We start from the raw sequence: 20,092 nt of genomic DNA, 5'->3' as shown, positions 1-20,092 counted from the left end.
TTCGCCGATGGCGGCGATCAGAACGGTGGCTTCGAAGCGGACGGCGAGTTTGTCGAACCTGGTGGCAACCGCGCGGTTGCGCTTGAGCCGGTTGATTCCGCACTCGACCGCGTGCCGGGCCTTGTAGTCCTCGCGGTCGAACACTGGAGGCCGCCCGCCGGTTTTGCCGCGCCGTCTGCGGTTGGCGGCCTGGTCGGCGGGCTCCGGGACCGCTCAACCAGGTCTCCCACGAAGCATTCAACGACCCGCAGGTACCAAAAGAAACGGCGTCTTAGCGGCCGCGCCGGGCCCGCCTGCCCCCGATGATCGTCCCGGCCGTCGAAAACCCCTGGCACTCGAGCCCATTCCATACGACAGACTCACCCCATGAAGAGCCCTGTGGACAGCCGCATGACCACCCCTTCGGAGGCCCCTTTGGACACCGCCGAGTTCATCCGGATACTCGACCGGGAGGGCCGCCTGCTCGCCGACGCCGCGGAGCAGGCGGGCACCGACGCCAAGGTGCCGACCTGCCCGGAGTGGCGGGTGCGGGATCTGGTGCGGCACACCGGCGCGGTGCACCGCTGGGCGGCCGCGTACGTCGCCGAGGGGCACGCGTCCCGCCGCCCGCTCGCGGACCCGCCCGGTCTCGACGGCGCCGAGCTCCTGACCTGGTTCCGGGAGGGCCACGCAAAGCTGGTGCGCGCCCTCACTTCCGCCGCTCCCGACATGGAGTGCTGGCATTTCCTGCCCGCCCCGTCCCCCCTCGCGTTCTGGGCCCGCAGACAGGCGCACGAGACATCCGTGCACCGGTACGACGCGGAGGCCGCCCGTGGCGGAACACCGAGCGAGCTGAGCCCCGCGTTCGCCGCCGACGGCGTCGACGAACTGCTGCGCGGCTTCCACGCCCGCTCCCGGAGCAGGGTGCGCAGCGAGGAGCCCCGGGTGCTGCGGGTACGGGCGTCGGACGTCGACGACGCGGTGTGGACCGTACGGCTGACGCAGGAGCCGCCCGCGGCCGAGCGCGGTGCGTCGGGGGACGCGGAGTGTGAAATCTCCGGGCCCGCGGCGCAGTTGTACCTGTCGCTGTGGAACCGCGTGCCGTTCCCGGCAGCGTCGGGGGACCACTCGCTCGCCGAGCTGTGGCGAACGAACTCCGCCGTGTGACCCGAAGTCGTCCCGCCTCAGCTTGAGTTCAACATCCGCGTCAACACCGCACGCTGCACGGGCAGTACCTCGCCGTGCAGCGTGCGCCCCTTGTCCGTGAGGCCCACCCGGACGCCGCGCCGGTCCTCGGGACACATGCCGCGTTCGACGAGCCCGTCCTTCTCCAGGCGGGCGATCAGGCGCGAGAGCGCGCTCTGACTGAGATGGACGCGGTCGGAGATCTCCTGGACGCGATAGAAGCAGGCGCCGTCCTTCGCACGCCCGTCCGCGAGCACGTCGAGCACCTCGAAATCGCTGGCGCACAGGCCGTGTTGATGCAGTGCGCGGTCGAGTTCGCACTGGGTGCGCGCATGCAGCGCGAGGATGTCCCGCCACTGTTCCACGAGGGCCTGCTCGGCCTTCTTCGCCGCCATGCGCGGACCCTAGCAGAGAGCAGAAATTATTGCACCGTAATTAAATGCGCTTGCATTCGATGCATACGCATGTAGTGTCTTCGCCATGACCTCTCCGCTCACCACCCCGGCGCCCGACGGGCGCTGGACTCCCCGGCTGTGGGGCACCCTGCTGGTGCTCTGCGCCGCGATGTTCCTGGACGCGCTGGACGTGTCGATGGTCGGCGTCGCCCTGCCGTCCATCGGCGCCGACCTCGGACTGTCCACCTCGACGCTGCAATGGATCGTCAGCGGCTACATCCTGGGCTACGGCGGCCTGTTGCTGCTCGGTGGACGCGCCGCCGACCTGCTGGGCCGGCGCCAGGTGTTCCTGATCGCTCTCGCGGTCTTCGCGCTCGCCTCACTGCTCGGCGGCCTCGTCGACTCCGGACCGCTGCTGATCGCCAGCCGTTTCGTCAAGGGCCTGAGCGCCGCGTTCACCGCACCCGCCGGCCTGTCCATCATCACCACGACGTTCGCCGAGGGCCCGCTGCGCAACCGCGCCCTGTCGATCTACACCACCTGCGGCGCCACCGGCTACTCGATGGGTCTGGTCTTCTCCGGCCTGCTGACGGAGGCCAGTTGGCGGTACACGATGCTGCTGCCCGCCCCCGTCGCGCTCATCGCCCTCGCCGTCGGCCTGAAGCTGCTGCCGCGCACCGAACGCGAGAAGAACAGCGGTGGCTACGACATCCCGGGCGCCGTGCTCGGCACCGCGTCGATGCTGCTGCTGGTCTTCACCGTCGTCCAGGCATCCGAGGTCGGCTGGGGCTCCGCCCGCACCATCCTCTCCTTCCTCGCCGTCGCCGCCCTGCTCACCGCCTTCGTGGCCGTCGAGCGCCGCAGCCCCAGCCCGCTCATCCGGCTCGGCGTCCTGCGCTCCGGCCCCCAAGTCAGGGCCCAGCTGGGTGCGTTGACGTTCCTCGGCAGCTACATCGGCTTCCAGTTCCTGGTCACGCTGTACATGCAGCAGCTGCTCGGCTGGTCGGCCCTGCACACGGCCCTCGCCTTCCTGCCGGCGGGCGCGCTCGTGGCGCTCTCCGCGACGAAGGTGGGCACGGTCATCGACCGCTTCGGCACCCCGCGCCTCATCGTGCTCGGCTTCGCGCTGATGGTCGTCGGCTACCTGCTGTTCCTGCGCATCGACCTCGACCCGGTCTACGCGTCGGTGATCCTGCCGACCATGCTGCTGGTCGGCGCGGCCTTCGCGCTGACCTTCCCCTCCCTCAACGTCCAGGCCACGAACGGCGTCGACGAACACGAGCAGGGCATGGTGTCGGGTCTGCTCAACACCTCGGTCCAGGTGGGCGGCGCACTGTTCCTCGCCGTGGTGACGGCGGTACTGACGGCCAACGCCCCCGCCGACCCGGCCGCCTCGAAGCAGGACATCCTCGACGGCTACCTGCCCGGTCTGGTCGTGGTCACCGCCATCGCGGTCTTGGGCCTGCTGATCTCCCTCACCGGCCTGCGCGTCCGACGCCCGCGGCAGCGGTCCGTGGTCGTCGCCCGGTCCACACCCCAGGAGGAGGCGGAGCGCGTCGTCGTACGCGACTAGGGGGCGCCTCTTCCCCAGTGCGCCCGGCGGAGCCTGCTTGCTCCGCCGGGCGCACGGCTGTGACACTCGTCGTATGACCACATATGGGGGACGGCCGGACCAGGCCAGGCGGGACGCGGTCACCGTCGAGATCGGATACGCACTGTTCAGCGCGGCGTTCGCGACGGCGGTCGTCTGCGGGGCGATCGCGGGCCCGGCACTGCTCTTCGACCTGCCCGACACGCTGGAGAAACTGCTCGTCAAGGTGGGCATCGGCATCGCGCCGGTGTTGTTCGTGGCCCGGGTCGTGAGCGTACTGATGCGCTTCCGCCAGGACAGCGCTCAGGCCGACCGCACCGGCACCCGGCCCAGCCGCCCCGACCGCACCGGCACTCAGCCCAGCCAGCCTGGCCGTACCAACCCCGACTCATAGGCCAGTACCACGAGTTGGGCCCGATCGCGGGCCCCGAGTTTCACCATCGTCCGGCTGACGTGGGTCTTCGCGGTGAGCGGGCTGACCACCAGACGCCGGGCGATCTCCTCGTTGGACAGCCCGATGCCGACCAGGGCCATCACCTCCCGCTCCCGTTCCGTGAGCCCCGCGAGGGCTCCCTCGGCCGCGGGTTCCTTGGAACGGGCCGCGAACTCGGCGATCAGCCGCCGCGTCACCCCCGGCGACAGCAGCGCGTCCCCCTGCACCACCGCCCGCACGGCACGCACAAGTTCCTCGGGTTCGGTGTCCTTCACCAGGAAGCCGGAGGCGCCGGAGCGGATCGCCTCGAAGACGTACTCGTCGAGTTCGAAGGTCGTCAGCATCACCACCTTCACCTCTGACAGGTCACCGTCACCGGTGATCCCACGGGTCGCGGCGAGCCCGTCGCAAACCGGCATGCGGATGTCCATCAGGACGACGTCGGGGCGGAGTTCGCGCACCCTGCGCAGCGCCTCCTCGCCGTCCGACGCCTCCCCCGCCACCTCGATGTCCGGCTGCGCGTCCAGCAACGCGCGGAATCCGGCCCGTACGAGTGACTGGTCGTCGGCGAGCAGTACGCGGATCACCGGTCGTCCTCCCTGGCCTCGGCCCTGGCCCGCAACGGCAGTACGGCAAGCACCCGGTAGCCCCCGTCGGGGCGCGGCCCCGCCTCGATCGTGCCACCCAGGGCGGCGGCCCGCTCCCGCATTCCGGCCAGCCCGTTGCCGCTGCCGCCCGCCTCGGCGCCGGTCGCGGGCCCGTCGTCGTCGATCCGCAGCCGTAGCGTCGTACCGTCGCCGGCATCGACGTGCACGCGCGCGTGCCGCGATCCCGAGTGCCGTACGACATTGGTGAGCGCCTCCTGCACGATGCGGAACGCCGCCAGGTCCGTGCCGGGCGGCAGCTCGGGCGGCGCCCCTTCCACCGCCACGGTCAGGCCCGCGCTCGCGGCCTGTGCCACCAGCTCGGGCAGGCGGTCGAGGCCGGGGGCCGGGGTGCGGGGCGCGTCCCCGGGTGTGCGCAGGGTGTCCAGGACCTGGCGGACCTCGCCGAGCGCCTCCTTGCTGGCGGCCTTGATGGTGGTGAGGGCGGTGCGGGCCTGCTCGGGGTCGCTGTCGAGGAGGGCGAGTCCGACGCCGGCCTGCACGTTGATGACGGAGATGCTGTGCGCGAGGACGTCGTGCAGTTCGCGCGCGATCCGCAGCCGCTCCTCGTCGGCCCGCCGCCGCGCCGCCTGCGCCCGTTCGGCCCGCTCCCGCACCCACTGCTCACGCCGGGTCCGGGCCAGCTCCGCCACGGCCACGATCGCGACGCCCCAGGCCGCGACCACGCCCTCGGAGCCCCAGGCCGCGGCCTCGTCCCCGGACGGCGGCAGCCACCGGTACAGCCAGTGGCCCACCAGTACGTGCCCGACCCCCAGCACCCCGAGCGCGGTCCAGGCGGCCGTGCGGTGTCCGGCGACGACCGCGCTGAAGCAGGCCACCGCGAAGGCCACGAAGACGGGGCCGTACGCATAGCCCGCGCCGAGATACAGCATGGTGGCCGCCGCCGTGCCGAGGACGACGAGGACCGGGTACCGGTGCCGCCACAGCAGCAGGCCCGCCGCCACGACGAGCAGCACGCGCGCGAAGGCGTCGAGAGAGGCCCGTTCGTCGACCTGTTGCTGGGCGGCGAAGCGGGAGCCGCCGAGCACGAAGACGGTGATCAGCACGGTGGACCGCCAGGGCCACCGGGAGGTGTTCGCGGCCTCGCCCCAGCGGTTCCACCACGGCGGTCCGTGCCGCCCCCACGGAGGCGGGCCACCGCCGCGTACGCGCTGCTCGTCCATGCCCGCCACGCTAGACGCCACCGGCCGCGCGGGGCGTCAGCCGGGCGAGGTGATCACGGATACTCCCCGGGAAGTACGCCGCCGCGCAGCCCCCGCGCCAACTACCCCGCGTGCACCAGCCCGACCCCGTGGGCGAGCTCCCCCACCGCATGCCGGAAGAACGCCGCCCGGTCCTCCACCACCCGGTTGAACTGCCCGAACAGCTCGAACCCGACCAGCCCGAACATCTGGGCCCAGGCCGCCACGAGCGCGGTGACGGTCTCGGGAGGGAGGTCGGGCGCGAGGTCGGCGGCCATGCGCTCGGCCTCGGGGCGCAGTTCGGCGGGCAGCCGGGGCTTGGCGAGGCCTCGGCCGTGGTACGCCTCGCGCGTGATCCCGATCAGCAGGAGCCCGACGCGTGCGGCGGCCGGGACGGTCGCCTCGGGCGCGCTGTATCCGGGGACCGGGGAACCGTAGATCAGCGCGTACTCGTGCGGGCTGCCCAGCGCCCACTCGCGCACCGCCTCGCACACCGCGACCCAGCGCTGTGCGGGCGCGGCACCGGCCGCCGCGTGGTGCGCCGCCTCCGCGTGCTCGCCGAGGGAGTCGTAGGCGTCGATGATGAGCGCCGTGAGCAGGTCGTCGCGGCTGGGGAAGTAGCGGTAGAGCGCGGAGGAGACCATGCCCAGCTCACGCGCCACGGCCCGCAGGGAGAGCTTCGCGGCCCCGTCGATCGCGAGCTGTCTGCGCGCCTCGTCCTTGATGGCGGCGGTGACTTCGATGCGGGCGCGGGCGCGGGCGCCGCGGGGGGTGCTGGTGTGCGGCGTGGGGGGCGGGTCTGCGTGGGGGGTGTCGTCTGCGGAGCTCATGCGGGCCAGTGTCCCATGAAATGAGAGCAGTGCACACAAACAAGAGCGCCGATATAAATCGAGAGCACTGCTCTTGATTTGGAGCACCCGTCTAGTGCAGACTCAACACCAAGCGAGAGCACCGCTCACAAAAGAGAGCGGCACTCCATCACAACCTGGGGGACCTCATGTCCGCGTCGACGCACGTCAAGAAGCCCGGCTGGTTCACCGTGAACGTCTTCAACCGCATCGTGGCCTGGTTCACCCGCCGCGGCCTGAGCGTCTGGGGCTCCCGGGTCCTGGCGGTGCGCGGTCGCAAGAGCGGCGAGTGGCGGACCACGCCCGTGAACCTGCTGACCGTGGACGGCGAGCAGTACCTGCTCGCCCCTCGCGGACATGTGCAGTGGACGCACAACATGCGGGCCGCCGGCGGCGGCGAGCTCCGCCTCGGCAAGAACGTCGACGTGTTCACCGCCACCGAGGTCGCCGACGACGACAAGGTCCCGCTGCTGCGCGCCTACCTCAAGCGCTGGAAGGCCGAGGTCGGCGTCTTCTTCAACGGAGTCGGCCCCGACTCCCCCGACGCCGACCTGCGTCGCATCGCCCCCGACCACCCGGTCTTCCGGATCACCGTCACGGGCTGACCGCGTGCGTCAGGAGTCTGCCGCGCCGTCGGCCGGGGCAGCCCGCCCCGGCACGTCGGCACGCCGGTCCAGCGCCGCCAGCGCCCGCTGCGCCATGGGCCGGCCACGGACGAGCTCCCCCAGCGAGGTGGACCCGCGGGTGATCTCCATGAACGCCCGCCAGGCCGGCCGGAACCCGGTCAGCGCGGCATGGAACAGGCCGGGCCGACGCTCGAAGGCCAGCAGCAGCCGCTTGCCGACGCTCATCTCCACGCCCAGCCCCGCCTTGATCGCGAAGGCGTAGTTCAGGGCCTGGCGCCGGGTGTCCACGGCGTCATGGGCCTCGGCGATCCGCACCGCCCACTCCCCCGCGAGCCGCCCCGAACGCAGCGCGAACGAGATGCCCTCACGAGTCCACGGCTCAAGCAGCCCCGCCGCGTCCCCGCACACCAGGACCCGCCCCCGCGACAGCGGCGAGTCGTCGGCACGGCAGCGCGTCAAGTGCCCGGAGGAGATGCTCGGCTCGAAGCCGGCGAGCCCGAGCCGGGCGATGAAGTCCTCCAAGTACCGCTTGGTGGCGGCGCCTTCACCGCGCGCGGAGATGACGCCGACCGTGAGCGTGTCGCCCTTGGGGAACACCCAGCCGTAACTGCCCGGCATCGGCCCCCAGTCGATGAGAACCCGCCCCCGCCAGTCCTCCGCGACGGTCTCCGGCACCGGGATCTCCGCCTCCAGCCCGAGGTCGACCTGGTCGAGCTTCACCCCGACATGTGCTCCTATGCGGCTGGCACTGCCGTCCGCCCCGACCACCGCATGCGCCAGCAGGGTCTCGCCGCCCTGGAGGACCACGGCGACCGTGCGCCGGTCGGGCACCGCCGAGCCGTGCTGCTCGACCCGCTGGACGGTGACGCCGGTGCGCAGCTCGGCGCCCGCCTTCTGGGCGTGCTCGACGAGCTGCTGATCGAACTCGGGCCGGTTGATCAGCCCGAACAGCATCTGCTTGGAGCGGCGGGTGCGGGTGAAGCGGCCGTTGTGCGAGAACGTCACCGCGTGCACCCGGTCCCGGAAGGGCAGCTCGAAGCCGGGGGGCAGGGAGTCGCGCGAGGGACCGATGATGCCGCCGCCGCACGTCTTGTAGCGGGGCAGCTCCGCCTTCTCCAGCAACAGCACACGCCGCCCGGCGACAGCCGCCGCATAGGCGGCCGAGGCCCCCGCGGGTCCCGCGCCCACCACGACGACGTCCCACACCTGCGTCGCGTCGTCCGCCGAAGAGTTCTCGCTGGTCACGATGGTCTACTGCTCCGATCAAGCCGCTAGCCGCTGCTGCCTTGTGCATCCTACGGCCGCCGTCGCCGCAGGCCACTGTGGGAGGATCTCCCCACCCATACGTACAACGTCGCACCTACAAGGAGCGTGCCCATGTCGTCGAATCCGGTCGCCGAGACCGTCGCCTCGCTGATGCCCCGGGCGAAGGCGGAGCTCACCGAACTGGTGGCGTTCAAGTCGGTGGCGGACTTCGACCAGTTCCCGAAGAGCGAGAGCGAGGGCGCCGCCCGCTGGGTCGCGGACGCGCTCACCGCCGAGGGATTCCAGGACGTGGCCCTGCTCGACACCCCGGACGGCACCCAGTCGGTGTACGGCTACCTGCCCGGCCCCGAGGGCGCGAAGACGGTCCTGCTGTACGCGCACTACGACGTGCAGCCGCCGCTGGACGAGTCCGCCTGGACGACTCCGCCGTTCGAGCTGACCGAGCGCGACGGCCGCTGGTACGGGCGCGGGGCCGCGGACTGCAAGGGCGGCGTGATCATGCACCTGCTGGCCCTGCGCGCGCTGAAGGCGAACGGCGGCGTGCCGGTGCACGTCAAGGTGATCGCCGAAGGTTCGGAGGAGATGGGCACCGGGGGTCTGGAGCGGTACGCAGAGGCGCACCCGGACCTGCTGGAGGCCGACACCATCGTGATCGGCGACGCGGGCAACTTCCGCGTCGGCCTGCCGACGGTGACGACGACCCTGCGCGGCATGACCCTGGTCCGCGTCCAGGTGGACACCCTCGCGGGCAACCTGCACTCCGGCCAGTTCGGCGGTGCGGCGCCCGACGCGCTGGCCGCGCTGATCCGCGTTCTGGACTCGCTGCGCGCCGAGGACGGTTCGACGACGGTGGACGGCCTCGCTCCCGGAACCGTGTGGGACGGCCTCCAGTACGGCGAGGAGCAGTTCCGGCAGGACGCCAAGGTCCTGGACGGTGTGGAGCTGATCGGCTCCGGCACGGTCGCCGACCGCATCTGGGCCCGCCCGGCCGTCACGGTCCTCGGCATCGACTGCCCGCCCGTCGTCGGCGCCACCCCGTCCGTGCAGGCGGGCGCCCGCGCGCTGGTGAGCCTGCGGGTGCCGCCGGGCGTGGACGCCGCCGAGGCGACGAAGCTGCTCCAGGCGCATCTGGAGACGCGCACGCCGTGGGGCGCCCGGGTGCGCACCGAGCAGGTGGGCCAGGGCCAGCCCTTCAGCGCCGACCCGACCAGCCCGGCGTACGCGGCGATGGCCGAGGCCATGGCGGTCGCCTACCCGGGCGAGGAGATGCAGTACGCCGGGCAGGGCGGCTCCATTCCGCTGTGCAACACCCTCGCCGCCCTCTACCCGAGCGCGGAGATCCTGCTGATCGGCCTGAGCGAGCCGGAGGCTCAGATCCACGCGGTCAACGAGAGTGTCTCCCCCGAGGAGTTGGAGCGGCTGTCGGTGGCGGAGGCGCTGTTCCTTCGCAACTACGCGGCGATGTGAACCGCCTGACGGCACATTCCGACATCGGCATATCCCTGGCCCGCCTCGACGACCAGGACCTCACCGGCCTGGTGGCGTCGGGGCGGCCGCTGGGCGCCGGGATCGGCGGCCGGGCCACGCTGGTGGAGGTGGCCGGCCGACCGGTGTTCGTGAAGCGGGTGCCGCTCACCGATGCGGAGCGGCACCCGTTGAACGTCCGGTCCACGGCGAACGTTCACGAGGTGCCCCTCTACTGCCACTACGGTTTCGGCAGTCCGGGGTTCGGTGCCTGGCGTGAACTGGCCGTGCACACGATGACGACCGACTGGGTGCTGTCCGGCAAGTACACGGGCTTCCCGCTGATGCATCACTGGCGGGTACTGCCCGACACGCCCCAGCCGCTCCCGGCCGAACTCGCCGACGTGGAGCGGACGGTGGCGTACTGGGGCCCGGGGGTGCGCGATCGGGTCGAAGGGCTGCGGACGTCGTCCGCGAGCCTGGCGCTGTTCCTGGAGCACGTGCCGTACACCCTGCACGACTGGTTCGACGCCCAGTTGCGCACCAGCCAGGCCGATCGCGCGTGCTCTCTGGTGGAGCGGGGCCTGCGGGCGGCCACCGACTTCCTGCACGCGCGCGAACTCCTGCATTTCGACGCCCACTTCAAGAACATCCTCACCGACGGCCGACAGCTCTATCTGACCGACTACGGCCTCTCCCTCTCGGCCCGTTTCCAACTCGCCCCGCACGAGCGGGACTTCTTCACGAGGCACCGTCACTACGACCGCGCCTACACGGCCAGCTATCTCGTGAACTGGCTCACCGTCGCGTTGCACGGCTACGGCCCGGACGACCGCCGGGCGTTCATCGAGGCCTGTGCCGAGGGCATGCGGCCCAGGGGCATCCCCCGGGCCGCCGCGAGCATCCTCGTGCGGCACGCGCGCGTGGCGTCCCTGCTGGGCGACTTCAACCGCCGTTTCCAGCAGGAGAGCAGAACCACGCCGTATCCGACGGAGGAACTGAGACTCGCGAGCGCCTAGCCCACCGGGGTTCCGGCCTCCAGGTACAGCGCGGCTCCGCGTTCGCGCGCCCGCAACGCCCAGCGCAGCCGCTCGTAGCGGACCGGTGGCAGCAGGTCGGCGGCCTCGTCCTCGCTGACGAAGCGCCATGCGCGCAGTTCGGGGCCGGGCAGCAGGAGGCGGTCGGCCTCGGCGGAGTCGAGCCGTCCGCCGTCGAAGAGGAGGCGCAGGCCGCCGTATCCGGGTGGCACGGGCCGTTCCCAGTCGACGACCAGCAGGCGCGGTACGTCGTCCAGCTCGATCCCGGTCTCCTCGGCGACCTCGCGCATGCCCGCGCGCGCGGGAGCCTCGCCGGGTTCGACGACGCCGCCGGGGAACTCCCAGCCGGCCTTGTAGGTGGGGTCGACGAGCAGCACACGGTCCCGCTCGTCGAAGAGGAGGACACCGGACGCGACGGTCTCGGCGGTCGGTTCGGGAGTCTGCACGATGTCGCAGACCGGCACGGCGCCGGCGGCGACCGCCTCGGCGATCCGGACGGCCGTCTCGTACGGGGTGAGGGCGCTGGTGTCGACGAGATGGGCGTCGGCGGTGAGCCAGGAGGCGAGGGCGGCGCGGTACGGCTCGATGTGGTCGTACGACCACTGCCGTACCCGTATCTCGCCGTCCGGCAGGTCGGGCGGGATCTCCCGCCCGGCTATTCGCTCGCGCAGGATCGTTTCCGCCGGGGCGAGGAGGAGGTGCTGGACGGTGATGCGGCGGGCGGCGAGGCCGCCGAAGATCTCGTCGCGGTACTCCTGGCGCAGCAGGGTCATGGGGACCACGAGGGTCCCGCCGATCTCGGCGAGCAGGGCGGCGGCGGTGTCGATCACGAGCCGGCGCCAGATCGGCAGGTCCTGGAAGTCGCCGACCTCGGCGAGGCGCTTGGGCGGGAGCAGGTGTGTGAGCGCTCCGCCGACGACCTCGGGGTCGAAGAGCGTGCTGTTCGGGATCAGTTCGATCAGTTCCCGTGCGGTGGCGGTCTTGCCCGCACCGAACGCGCCGTTGATCCAAACGACGGTCACGGTTCCCCCTCTTCTGTTGGCCCCCTGAGGCTTGCCCGCTCCACCCCGTCACGGAAACCAGCCCCAGTTGAGGGCCCACGTACGACGGTGCCGGCACCCCTCGCGAAAAGGGGCACCGGCACCGGGGCACGGGGTCGCCGTCAGCCGTTCTGGCCGAGGGCGTTCTCGTCGACGGCCAGGCTGTCGCTGGCGATGGTGTGGTCGAGGGTGCTGAGGGTCTTGTCGACGTCGAGGTCGGTGAGGTTGTCGCCGACCGCGTGCGACGGGGTGACGGCGGCGACGACGAAACCGGTGGCCAGGGAGGCGATGGCAGCAATGGCGCGCTTCTTCATGCGCGGTTCAACTGCGAAACCGGCCACGGGTCACGCAAGATCCGGCCGCCTGTTCCCGGAACGATCCGGTGCGCCGCCCGGGCTCGCTACTTTGGCACTGCCGGTGCCGTGGTGAGGGGGAGCCAGGACGCATGACAGAGACGCAGCCCGGCCGCTCCGCACCGGCCGGCCCCGTATCGCCTTATGACTACGACGCGTTCATCTCCTACAGCACCGCGGCCGACCGGGATCTGTCGGCCACGATCCAGCACCACATCGAACGCATGGGCCTGCCGCCCTACCGTCGGCGACGGCTCCGGATCTTCCGCGATTTCACCAGCCTGTCCGCCGACGCGAGCCTCCAGCGGGTGATCGAGGAGAACCTGGCCCGCTCCCGACGGTTCATCCTGCTGCTGTCGCCCGAGGCCGCCCGCTCACCCTGGGTGGGCCGGGAGGTGCAGTGGTGGCGCGAGCACCGCTCCGCGGACGACGTGATCCTGGTCCTCACCTCGGGCACGATCCGCTGGGACGAGCACCGTGGCGACTGGGACTGGACCGACGACGCCCCGCTCCCGCCGGCGCTGCGGGGCATGTTCTCGGCCGAACCGCTGTGGGTCGACCTCTCGGACCAACAGCCGCGGGAGGGGCGTCCAACCCGCAAGGAGCGCGAGCGAATCAGGCTGGCGTTGCTGAACGGGTGCGCCACCATCGCCGCGCCGCTGCGCTCGATGGACAAGGACGAGTTGTGGGGCGCGCACCTCGCGCAGTTGCGTCGAGTCCGGCTGGGGCTCTCCGGCGGCCTGGTCCTGCTGTCGCTGCTGCTCGTCGTCGCCGTGGTGGCCGGGCTGATCGCCCGCGAACAGACGGCCGTTGCCCGGGATCAGGCCCGCGTCGCCACCGCGCGGGCACTGGCCTCGGCATCAGCGGCCAACCTCGACGACCGGCTGGACCTGGCCCAGTTGCTGGCCGTGGAGGCGTACCGGATGGACCCGGGTCCACGGACCCGGGCCGCGCTCTATCAGGCCGTGACGGCTCAGCCCCATCTGGTGCGCTATCTCTCGGCCGGGTCGCAGGTCACCCGGGTCACCGGAACGCGGGACGCCAGAACGGTGGTGGCCGGCACTGCCAACGGCACGGTGACCGTCTGGGCCGGCGAGCGACGCCGGCGTCAGGTCCTCGGCCGCCTCGACGGCGGGATCACCGGTGTGGCCGTGAACACCGAAGGCTCGGTGGTGGCCGCCTGTTCCGCCGCCGGTGCGACCGTCTGGGCCGGGCCGGGGAACGTCCGGCGGATTCCCGTTCCCGCCGGCGAGGCCGGGCAATTGGTCGCCGTGTCACCGTCCGGTCGCCAGGTACTCCTCTACAGCCTGAACGCCGACCAGGCGTCGGGCAGTTTCACCTTGTTCGACCGTCGCACCGGTCGAACGACCCACAAAGCCGCCGGCTCGGTCACGGCGGTCGTCCTGCCGACCGACCAGGAGGCGGTCGTCCTGTCCGAGGAGGGTGCGTGGCAGCGGCGTGCGCTGCCTGGCCTGGCGCTCCGGGAAAGGGGCGGCATCCTCGTGGGCAACGTCCCCCGTGTCACGGCCCTGTCCGCCGACGGCACGCGGTTCGCGTTCGTCTTCGGTGACATCGCGTTCGCCTTCTCCGGCGGACGGATGGGGGTCTGGAAGACCGAGCCGGGCGACCAGGACGTCGAGCGCCCTCCGTTGAAGGCCGGCACCGCCGGACCGCGGCCCTCGGTCGTCGCACTGTCCTCCGACGGCAGCCGTTCCGCGACCGTGGCCAACGGGATCATCCATGTCTCCGCGGTGGGGCGGACCGGCGCCGACCTCGCCGCGGTGACCCAGCTGCGGGGCAACGCACAGGCCGCCCAGGACACCGTGGCCTTCCTCGGCCGCGGTGACCGGCTGGTGTCCGGGGCGGGTTCCCTCGTCGCCGAGTGGGACCTGCGCAAGGTCGGCCGCATCGGGTCGGCGCGCCGGGTACATGTGCCGACCACATGCGTCGCCTGCGTGGAGAACCCGGTTACGGTCAGCCCGGAGGGCACCTGGGCCGCCCTGGCGGGCACCAACGGGCTCGGGATCTGGCTGTACCCTCTCACCGGCAAGGACCGCTCCGGTGCGGCGGCCCAAGGCCACCGGGTACCCCTGGGCGGCTCCGACGAGTGGTTCGTCGTGCCGGTGGCCTGGAGCCCCTCGGGCGGACGCCTGTACTTCGTACCGCAGGACTCGCCGGTGGTGAAGAGCTACGACGTGCTCACCGGAGCGATCACCACGCATTTCCGGGTGCCGCGAAGGGGCGGGACGGTCCTGCTGTCGATCTCGCCGGACTCCCGCCGTCTCCTCGTCCTGTCCGAGCGGGCGGTCACCGAGATCGACCTGGCGAGCGGGCGTCCACTCCACACGGTCGCCCTCGCCGACGAGGTCACCCAGGCGCTGACCAACAGTTCCTGGCTCACCAAGGACGTGGCCGTCGATCCGACATGGCGACGGGCCGCGGTCTTCGGCGATGCGGGCGATCACGTGCTGTCGGTGGACCTGCGCACGGGACGGGCCGTCCCGTTCTCCGGTGGCCCGGCCCATCGAGTGTCGTATGGAGGCGGTTACCTCGCCGTCGGCCGCGGCGACGGCAGTGTCGACCTGTTCGACGTCCTCGGCACCCGCCCGCTGCGGACGATCCCCCAGGGCCGGCAGGCGAACGGCAACTACTTCGCGCTCGACCGGCACGGAACGCTCCTGGCCCAGTACCGCGACGACGGGACCGTCATGCTGACCGACCCCCGCGACGGCCAACCGCTCGGTGCCCTGCCGCTGTCGCCGCCGTTCCTCGCCACCAAGACGTCCCTGCAGTTCACCCCGGACGGGAAGCGGCTGGTGGTCTTCCTCGAGAAGAGCCCGCCGGAGGACTCTGCGGAGGCACCCGGCGTCCTCCAGCAGTGGGACATGACCCCGGCGTCCTGGACGGCCGCGGCCTGTCGGACGGCCGGCAGGAACCTGTCTCCCGCCGAATGGCGACGCTACGCGGGACCGCGAACGCCCGGCGATCTGCGGTGCCTTCGCAGCGAGCCCTAGTTTGCGTACGACCTGACAACCATGTCGAGGAACCGCTTCACCGGCCTGCTGTGCCCCTCCGCCCTCCGGGGGAACGTTCCTGCCGGACCAGCCCGACGACCGTTCAGACCGTCGCCGCGTCCGCCTTCCTGGCCAGCGCCGCCGCAGCCGCCCCCACCAGCCCCGCGTCCGTGCCCATCTGGGCCGGGACGACCGTGAGGCGCTGCACGAAGGACAGGGTGGCGTAGTCGGTCAGGGCCTTGCGCAGGGGCGTGAGGAGCACCTCGCCCGCCTTGCCCACTCCCCCGCCGATCACCGCGATGTCGATCTCGACGAGGGTCGCGGTGGCCGCGATGCCGGCGGCCAGCGCCTGCGCGGCCCGTTCGAAGGAGGCCACGGCGATCGGATCGCCGGCCCGGGCCGCGGCGGCCACCGCGGCGGCGGAGGTGTCGCCGTCCGGGCCCGGCCGCCAGCCGTTCTCGTACGCCCGGCGGGCGATGTGGGGACCGCTGGCGATGCGCTCCACACAGCCGCGCGAACCGCACGCGCACGCGTCGCCGTCCATGTCCACGCTGATGTGGCCGATGTGGCCCGCGTTGCCGGTCGGCCCCGGATGCAGCCGTCCGCCGAGGACCAGGCCGCCGCCGACCCCCGTCGACACCACCATGCACAGTGCGTTGTCGTGCCCACGCGCGGCGCCCTGCCAGTGCTCGGCCGCCGTGATCGCCACGCCGTCGCCGATCAGCTCGACCGGCAGTCCACCGGTCGCCGCGCGGACCCGCCGGACCAGCGGATAGTCGCGCCAGCCGGGCACGTTGACCGGGCTCACGGTGCCCGCGGAGGCGTCCACCGGGCCCGCGCTGCCGATCCCCAGGGCCGAGGCGCGCCCCCACATCGGCGACCCGGTGAGTTCGCCGAGCACCTCCTCGACGGCCCGCATGACGGTCTCACCGTCCTCCCGGGCGGGCGTGGCGCGCTGCGCGCGGACCAGGATGTGGCCGCGGTCGTCGACGAGCGCGCCGGCGATCTTGGTGCCGCCGATGTCGAGCGCTGCCACGAGGTCGGTGTGCATCAGTGTCAGATCTCCCCGTCAACCGTGAGAAAGGGCGGGCCGTTCCGAGGTGGGGGCACGGAGACGGCGATTGCGGTGGACAGTGTCCCCCGCATCTGACAACGTTGTCCAGGCTCTATGCTCGACGCCACATCCTCATACAAAATCATGGACGCCGCACCCCTCCCCGTGAACCGACCCGTGGACGACAGGACAGGACGCCGTATCGTGCCCGAGACCACCCGCCGCGCAGACCGACTCGCCACCTCGCGCTACGGCAACCGTCCGACGATGAAGGACGTGGCCGCCCGCGCCGGTGTGGGCCTCAAGACGGTGTCGCGCGTGGTCAACGGCGAGCCGGGTGTCACCCCCGAGACCGAGCGCCGGGTCCAGGAGGCCATCGACGCGCTCGGCTTCCGTCGCAACGACAGCGCGCGCGTGCTGCGCAAGGGCCGTACCGCCAGCATCGGCCTGGTCCTGGAGGACCTCGCAGACCCGTTCTACGGTCCCCTCAGCCGCGCGGTGGAGGAAGTGGCCCGCGCCAACGGGGCCCTGCTGATCAACGGCTCCAGCGCCGAGGACCCGGACCGCGAGCAGGAGTTGGTGCTGGCGCTGTGCGCCCGGCGCGTGGACGGCCTGGTGGTCATTCCGGCCGGTGACGACCACCGCTACCTGGAGCCGGAGTTGAAGGCGGGCGTGGCCACGGTGTTCGTGGACCGTCCGGCCGGCCAGATCGACGCCGACGTGGTGCTGTCCGACAACTTCGGCGGCGCCCGCGACGGCGTGGCCCACCTGATCGCGCACGGGCACCGCCGGATCGGCTTCATCGGCGACATGCCCCGCATCCACACCGCCGCCGAGCGCCTGCGCGGCTACCGGGCCGCCATGGAGGACGCCGGGATACCGGTGGCGGAGAAGTGGATGTCCCTCGGCGTCACCGACCCGGAGCGGGTGCGCAGGGCGGCGGAGGAGATGCTGTCCGGCCCCGATCCGGTGACCGCGGTCTTCGCGGGCAACAACCGGGTCACCGTCACCGTCATCCGGGTCCTCGCCGAGCAGTCGCGCCCCGTCGCCCTGGTGGGCTTCGACGACATCGAGCTCGCCGACCTGCTCCAGCCGGGCGTCACCGTCGTCGCCCAGGACGCCGCCGCCCTCGGCCGTACCGCCGCGGAGCGGCTGTTCCGCCAGCTGGACGGCACGCTGGTCACACCGGAGCGGATCGAACTGCCGACCCGGCTGATCACCCGCGGCTCGGGCGAACTGCCGCCCGCGGACTGACAGAGCGAGCGCCGATCACCTACCGGAAGGGCCGTGCCCTTGAGCGACCGCACGCTGGAGGCACTGGGCCTGGCCGAGGCACCGTGCGACCACCCGCTGCTCTACCCGGGCGGGTGGCCCGCGGACTCCGGACTCCTCGACGGGGACCGGCTGCTGCCCCTCGACCGCCTCGTGCACGCGGACCGGGCGCCCGTCCTCGCCGTCGGCTCCAACGCCAGCCCGGCCCAACTGCGCCACAAGATGGCCGAGTACGGGATCGTCTCCCCGATCCCGATGGTGCGCGCCCGGGTCTCCGGCATCGACATCGGCGTCTCCGCCCACGTCAGCCGCCTGGGGTATGTGTCCGCCTCACCGGTCGAAGCAGCGGGCCGCGTACGGGAGTTGTTCGTCACCTGGCTCGACGCCGAGCAGCTGGTGGTCGTCGACGCGAGCGAGGGCGCGCACCTCGCAGCCGGCAACTACCGGCGTGCCTGGCTGCCCGCTCCCGAGGTCCGGATCGAACTCGCCGACGGCACCGCGCTGCCGGGCGCGTTCGTCTACGTCAACCGGCACGGCGTCCTCCACGACGGCACCGGAGCCCCGCGCGGCCACCCGGGCCAGCGGGCGCTGCTCACCGAACTCCTCGTCGGCTCGGCGCGGTTGCGGGAGCTGTTCGGGGTCACGCCGGAGGAGTTCTGCGCCCGGGCGCGCGCCGACCACGAGCTGTGCCGGCAGGGCACGCGGCTGTTCAAGGAGGAGAAGCTGGTGACGGCCTCCGGGCTGGAGCGCTACGCGGACGCGACCGCTCAGCAGACCGGCAGACCGGGCACCGGCTCGTCGTTGTCCCCGCCCCTGAGGTAGACGTCGCTGACGAAGACCCCGGTGTTGCCGCTGTCGTCGTCCGTCTTGGCCCACCAGACGTTGGTCCACTCCCCGTAGGTCTCGCGGCGGCCCAGGTTCTGCTGGCAGTAGAAGTAGTTGGTGCCCGCGTTGAGGACTCCGGCCTTGGCGCCGGAGGCGGTGTAGGAGTCGGCGGTCCTCCAGACCTGGCAGTCGTACTTACCGCCGCCTCTGGGGACGCAGGCGGCGGCGGGGGTCGTCTCACCGGTGCCGCCGTCGCCGGGTGTGGCGGCACCGCCGCCTGAAGTCCTGGTGGGAGCAGAGGTGGTGGCCCGCTCGGTAGGTGTGCTGTCGGGCTCGGGACGGGCCGACGGGGTCTCCTTCGGCGTCTCCTTGTCGCCCTTCTCCTTCGTCGTGGGTCCGGGCTCGTCGGTGCGTACGGCGTCCGCCCGGCCGCTCGCCGCGGACGTGGCCCCGGCCCCGGCCCCGGTGACGGAGGATGCAGGCCGGGCCCCGGCCTGCGGGTCGCCGGAGTCGTCCAGCAGGGCCACGGTCGCCCCGGCCGCCGCGAGGACGACGGTGACGGCCGCGGCGGCGAGGAGACCACGGCGCTTGCCACGCGCGGGACGGGTGGCGTCCATGGGGCCGGTGACGTCCGGGACGACCGGTCCCGGAGGCGGCCCGAACCCCGACGGCACCTGCTGAGACTGCGGCGACCCGAATCCCGGGGGCATCTCCCGCGACCCCGACGGCACCTCGTGAACCCCCGACGGCCCGAACCCCAGGGGCATCCCCTGTGACGGCGGCGGGCCGAACCCCGGCGGCACCGACTGCACGCCGAGTTCCGTCACCACGGGCGCCGCCTCCGCCGTACCGCCCCGCAGCCGGGCGGTGGCGGAATCCGCCGCCCCGGAGTCCGCCGCCCCGAAGCCCGCCGCCCCGGATTCCGCCGCCCCGGATTCCGCGACGCCCTGGAGCAGCGCGCAGGCCTCCTCCGCCTCCGGGCGGCCCTCGGGCCGCTTGTCCATGAGCCTCTGGAGCACAGGTCCGAGCGCCCCCGCGCGAGCGGGTTCCGGCAGGGGCTCGGTGACGATGGCGGTGAGGGTGGAGAAGGTCGATGTGCGCCGGAAGGGCGAGGAACCCTCGACCGCCGCGTACAGCGTGGCGCCCAGGGCCCAGACGTCCGAGGCCGGGCCGGGGTCGGCGCCCTGGGCCCGCTCGGGTGCCAGGTAGTCGAGGGAGCCGACGATCTCGCCGCTGCGGGTCAGGTGCGTGGCCGAGCCGTCGCCCGGGTCCTCCATCGTGGCGATGCCGAAGTCGGTCAGGACCACGCGTCCCGACCGGTCGAGCAGGATGTTGCCCGGCTTCACGTCCCGGTGCAGGACGCCGGCGCGGTGGGCGGTGGCCAGCGCGTCCATGACCTTGGCGCCGATACCGGCGACCTCACGGGGGTCGAGCGTGCCGCGGTCGCGCAGCACGTCGTCGAGGGACGGCCCGTCGATCAGCTCCATGACGATCAGCGGGCGGCCGTCGACCTCGGTCACGTCGTGCACCGCGACCACCCCGGGGTGGCGCACCCGGGCCGCCGCACGGGCCTCGCGCTGCATCCGCAGCCGCAGATCGGCCAGTTCCGGCCCGTCGGCGTCGGTGTAGGTGCGCAGTTCCTTGACGGCGACCTCGCGGCCGAGGACCTCGTCCACCGCCCGCCAGACCACACCCATGCCGCCCCGCCCGAGCTGGGCCACGACGCGATAGCGCCCGGCCAGCAGCCGGCCGATCCCGTCCGCCCGTCCGTCGTCCCCCGAAGACACCGCTGCCCCGTTCCTCCGTACGCAAGTGCAAGTCGCGTCCAGAGTACGGGGCGGCTGTGACAGCCCTCGGCGTGGTG

At 72.4% G+C, this 20,092-nt stretch carries 18 protein-coding genes and 1 pseudogene; 9 read left to right on the top strand and 10 right to left on the bottom strand.

Annotated features, from left to right (window positions below):
- Positions 1-210, bottom strand: a pseudogene (locus DI272_RS45840) (IS5/IS1182 family transposase); the annotation flags it as partial.
- Positions 211-414: 204 nt separating this feature from the next.
- Here DI272_RS45840 and DI272_RS43180 point away from each other — a divergent pair.
- The gene (locus DI272_RS43180) at positions 415-1,146 is read left to right on the top strand and encodes a maleylpyruvate isomerase family mycothiol-dependent enzyme (RefSeq protein ID WP_109501340.1); all 732 of its coding nucleotides are present in this window, start codon (positions 415-417) and stop codon (positions 1,144-1,146) included.
- Between the two features lie 17 nt (positions 1,147-1,163).
- Here the strand turns inward: DI272_RS43180 and DI272_RS43175 are convergent, their stop codons facing one another.
- On the bottom strand, positions 1,164-1,559 hold the full coding sequence (locus DI272_RS43175; RefSeq protein WP_109500587.1) for a MarR family winged helix-turn-helix transcriptional regulator: 396 nt from the start codon (positions 1,557-1,559) through the stop codon (positions 1,164-1,166).
- 85 nt (positions 1,560-1,644) lie between these two features.
- On the opposite strand from DI272_RS43175, the gene DI272_RS43170 reads away from it, so the two are divergent.
- Together DI272_RS43170 and DI272_RS43165 are read left to right on the top strand one after the other, a co-directional pair.
- On the top strand, positions 1,645-3,132 hold the full coding sequence (locus DI272_RS43170) for an MFS transporter (protein WP_109500586.1): 1,488 nt from the start codon (positions 1,645-1,647) through the stop codon (positions 3,130-3,132).
- A gap of 73 nt (positions 3,133-3,205) precedes the next feature.
- The gene (locus tag DI272_RS43165; RefSeq protein WP_109500585.1) at positions 3,206-3,544 is read left to right on the top strand and encodes a DUF6332 family protein; all 339 of its coding nucleotides are present in this window, start codon (positions 3,206-3,208) and stop codon (positions 3,542-3,544) included.
- Here DI272_RS43165 and DI272_RS43160 read toward each other — a convergent pair.
- From DI272_RS43160 to DI272_RS43150, 3 genes are all read right to left on the bottom strand, one after another.
- On the bottom strand, positions 3,505-4,170 hold the full coding sequence (locus DI272_RS43160) for a response regulator transcription factor (RefSeq protein ID WP_109500584.1): 666 nt from the start codon (positions 4,168-4,170) through the stop codon (positions 3,505-3,507). The genes DI272_RS43165 and DI272_RS43160 overlap by 40 nt on opposite strands.
- Entirely contained in the window at positions 4,167-5,411 is a 1,245-nt protein-coding gene (locus tag DI272_RS43155) for a sensor histidine kinase (RefSeq protein ID WP_109500583.1), read from the bottom strand. The genes DI272_RS43160 and DI272_RS43155 overlap by 4 nt, the downstream gene beginning before the upstream one ends.
- 101 nt (positions 5,412-5,512) lie before the next feature.
- Positions 5,513-6,259: a TetR/AcrR family transcriptional regulator gene (locus tag DI272_RS43150; protein WP_109500582.1), complete on the bottom strand. Its 747-nt coding sequence runs from the start codon at positions 6,257-6,259 to the stop codon at positions 5,513-5,515.
- 167 nt (positions 6,260-6,426) lie between these two features.
- Here DI272_RS43150 and DI272_RS43145 point away from each other — a divergent pair, with 167 nt between their 5' ends.
- Positions 6,427-6,882, top strand: coding sequence for a nitroreductase family deazaflavin-dependent oxidoreductase (locus DI272_RS43145; protein ID WP_109500581.1), 456 nt, complete (start codon positions 6,427-6,429; stop codon positions 6,880-6,882).
- 9 nt (positions 6,883-6,891) lie between these two features.
- Here the strand turns inward: DI272_RS43145 and DI272_RS43140 are convergent, their stop codons facing one another.
- Positions 6,892-8,148 (bottom strand): geranylgeranyl reductase family protein, encoded by a 1,257-nt coding sequence (locus tag DI272_RS43140; protein ID WP_109500580.1) that lies wholly within the window; start codon positions 8,146-8,148, stop codon positions 6,892-6,894.
- Positions 8,149-8,280: 132 nt separating this feature from the next.
- On the opposite strand from DI272_RS43140, the gene DI272_RS43135 reads away from it, so the two are divergent.
- Both DI272_RS43135 and DI272_RS43130 read left to right on the top strand, forming a co-directional pair.
- Positions 8,281-9,636 carry a dipeptidase gene (locus tag DI272_RS43135; RefSeq protein ID WP_109500579.1) on the top strand — a complete coding sequence of 452 codons (1,356 nt, stop codon included), beginning with the start codon at positions 8,281-8,283 and terminating at the stop codon, positions 9,634-9,636.
- Positions 9,633-10,652: a hypothetical protein gene (locus DI272_RS43130; RefSeq protein ID WP_109500578.1), complete on the top strand. Its 1,020-nt coding sequence runs from the start codon at positions 9,633-9,635 to the stop codon at positions 10,650-10,652. The genes DI272_RS43135 and DI272_RS43130 overlap by 4 nt, the downstream gene beginning before the upstream one ends.
- On the opposite strand, the gene DI272_RS43125 is transcribed toward DI272_RS43130, so the two are convergent.
- A complete protein-coding gene (locus DI272_RS43125) occupies positions 10,649-11,692 on the bottom strand; it encodes an NUDIX hydrolase (protein ID WP_109500577.1) in 1,044 nt (347 codons plus the stop codon). The two genes, DI272_RS43130 and DI272_RS43125, sit on opposite strands and share 4 nt — an antisense overlap.
- A gap of 140 nt (positions 11,693-11,832) precedes the next feature.
- Complete coding sequence (locus DI272_RS43120) at positions 11,833-12,024, bottom strand: hypothetical protein (RefSeq protein WP_109500576.1); 192 nt, start codon at positions 12,022-12,024, stop codon at positions 11,833-11,835.
- A 131-nt stretch (positions 12,025-12,155) separates the two neighbouring features.
- Here DI272_RS43120 and DI272_RS43115 point away from each other — a divergent pair, with 131 nt between their 5' ends.
- Entirely contained in the window at positions 12,156-15,077 is a 2,922-nt protein-coding gene (locus DI272_RS43115; RefSeq protein WP_109500575.1) for a toll/interleukin-1 receptor domain-containing protein, read from the top strand.
- A 103-nt stretch (positions 15,078-15,180) separates the two neighbouring features.
- On the opposite strand, the gene DI272_RS43110 is transcribed toward DI272_RS43115, so the two are convergent.
- Positions 15,181-16,128 (bottom strand): ROK family protein, encoded by a 948-nt coding sequence (locus tag DI272_RS43110; RefSeq protein ID WP_109500574.1) that lies wholly within the window; start codon positions 16,126-16,128, stop codon positions 15,181-15,183.
- 147 nt (positions 16,129-16,275) lie between these two features.
- Here DI272_RS43110 and DI272_RS43105 point away from each other — a divergent pair, with 147 nt between their 5' ends.
- Positions 16,276-17,385: a LacI family DNA-binding transcriptional regulator gene (locus tag DI272_RS43105; RefSeq protein WP_181387491.1), complete on the top strand. Its 1,110-nt coding sequence runs from the start codon at positions 16,276-16,278 to the stop codon at positions 17,383-17,385.
- A gap of 39 nt (positions 17,386-17,424) precedes the next feature.
- The gene (locus tag DI272_RS43100; protein ID WP_181387490.1) at positions 17,425-18,225 is read left to right on the top strand and encodes a hypothetical protein; all 801 of its coding nucleotides are present in this window, start codon (positions 17,425-17,427) and stop codon (positions 18,223-18,225) included.
- Here DI272_RS43100 and DI272_RS43095 read toward each other — a convergent pair.
- Positions 18,171-20,015 (bottom strand): serine/threonine-protein kinase, encoded by a 1,845-nt coding sequence (locus DI272_RS43095; RefSeq protein ID WP_109500571.1) that lies wholly within the window; start codon positions 20,013-20,015, stop codon positions 18,171-18,173. The two genes, DI272_RS43100 and DI272_RS43095, sit on opposite strands and share 55 nt — an antisense overlap.
- Positions 20,016-20,092: the final 77 nt, after the last annotated feature.

The organism is Streptomyces sp. Act143 (genome assembly GCF_003143935.1).
GTDB lineage: Bacteria > Actinomycetota > Actinomycetes > Streptomycetales > Streptomycetaceae > Streptomyces.
Note: the sequence above shows the minus strand (reverse complement) of the source record. Positions and strands in the feature narration are given on the sequence as shown.

What these genes read in the sequence shown, in the direction of transcription:
- DI272_RS43175 (WP_109500587.1), bottom strand. Translation starts at nt 1,559, where the DNA reads ATGGCGGCGAAGAAGGCCGAGCAGGCCCTCGTGGAACAGTGGCGGGAC.
- DI272_RS43170 (WP_109500586.1), top strand. Translation starts at nt 1,645, where the DNA reads ATGACCTCTCCGCTCACCACCCCGGCGCCCGACGGGCGCTGGACTCCC.
- DI272_RS43165 (WP_109500585.1), top strand. Translation starts at nt 3,206, where the DNA reads ATGACCACATATGGGGGACGGCCGGACCAGGCCAGGCGGGACGCGGTC.
- DI272_RS43155 (WP_109500583.1), bottom strand. Translation starts at nt 5,411, where the DNA reads ATGGACGAGCAGCGCGTACGCGGCGGTGGCCCGCCTCCGTGGGGGCGG.
- DI272_RS43150 (WP_109500582.1), bottom strand. Translation starts at nt 6,259, where the DNA reads ATGAGCTCCGCAGACGACACCCCCCACGCAGACCCGCCCCCCACGCCG.
- DI272_RS43145 (WP_109500581.1), top strand. Translation starts at nt 6,427, where the DNA reads ATGTCCGCGTCGACGCACGTCAAGAAGCCCGGCTGGTTCACCGTGAAC.
- DI272_RS43135 (WP_109500579.1), top strand. Translation starts at nt 8,281, where the DNA reads ATGTCGTCGAATCCGGTCGCCGAGACCGTCGCCTCGCTGATGCCCCGG.
- DI272_RS43120 (WP_109500576.1), bottom strand. Translation starts at nt 12,024, where the DNA reads ATGAAGAAGCGCGCCATTGCTGCCATCGCCTCCCTGGCCACCGGTTTC.
- DI272_RS43115 (WP_109500575.1), top strand. Translation starts at nt 12,156, where the DNA reads ATGACAGAGACGCAGCCCGGCCGCTCCGCACCGGCCGGCCCCGTATCG.
- DI272_RS43110 (WP_109500574.1), bottom strand. Translation starts at nt 16,128, where the DNA reads ATGCACACCGACCTCGTGGCAGCGCTCGACATCGGCGGCACCAAGATC.
- DI272_RS43105 (WP_181387491.1), top strand. Translation starts at nt 16,276, where the DNA reads ATGGACGCCGCACCCCTCCCCGTGAACCGACCCGTGGACGACAGGACA.